The 689-nt window shown below is 35.4% G+C and carries 1 protein-coding gene; it reads right to left on the bottom strand.

Annotated elements, in window-relative coordinates; translation table 11 throughout:
* Positions 1–2 precede the first annotated feature (2 nt).
* Positions 3–689, bottom strand: a 687-nt coding sequence (locus tag KPL50_RS26660) for a peptidoglycan-binding protein (protein WP_216301473.1), incomplete at its 5' end; no start/stop codon positions are given.

Below are 689 nucleotides of genomic sequence, written 5' to 3'. Positions count from 1 at the left end.
GTTTAAGAGAGTAAGCTTTGCCAAGTACCGTTACCTACAATTCCATCAATAACTAAGTTATTGATTCTCTGATATTCTTTAACAAGGCCTACAGTTTCATTTCCATAAATACCATCGATATCGCTGCCAGTTCTCCATTGGATATATCTTATGGCCATTGTATCTCCCGTAGACTCAATACTACATATGGGTTTTTCCATAATAGCTTTAACTCCAGATAATACGTCAGGTCCACATATACCATCGATAGAAAGGTTAAGTATTTGCTGGAGCTTTTTAATAGTACTTATAGTTAATGGACCACTGGTTCCGTCTACAGCTAAAACATTATTATTTACATCTCTTATTTTCATAGAGTTTAGGCATTTCTGTAGATATTTAATATCTTCGTCAGTTGTGTTTTCGGTGATTTCAGATCTAGGAGCGCAGTCATAAAGATAAAGTTTATTTTGCTCAATTATAGCTATTAGTTTTTCAGGGTATTCCTCGTCAGTACAGTACCCTGAGTTATAGACGTTCTGACAAGCTTCCTTGTAGTCTTTAGATGTTATTACAGATTTGTACCTGATAAAGTTTAAAAGCTTTCCATGGTCCAGGATGCTGTCACCCAGCGTATCATACTTTCTAAACATGCACACCATGGGAGCACTTACTCCATTTATAAATTCATGAGTATTAAATTCTTGAAC

The sequence above is a fragment of the Clostridium sp. CF012 genome (assembly GCF_018861755.1).
Classification (GTDB): Bacteria; Bacillota; Clostridia; order Clostridiales; family Clostridiaceae; genus Clostridium_AD.
Note: the sequence above shows the minus strand (reverse complement) of the source record. Positions and strands in the feature narration are given on the sequence as shown.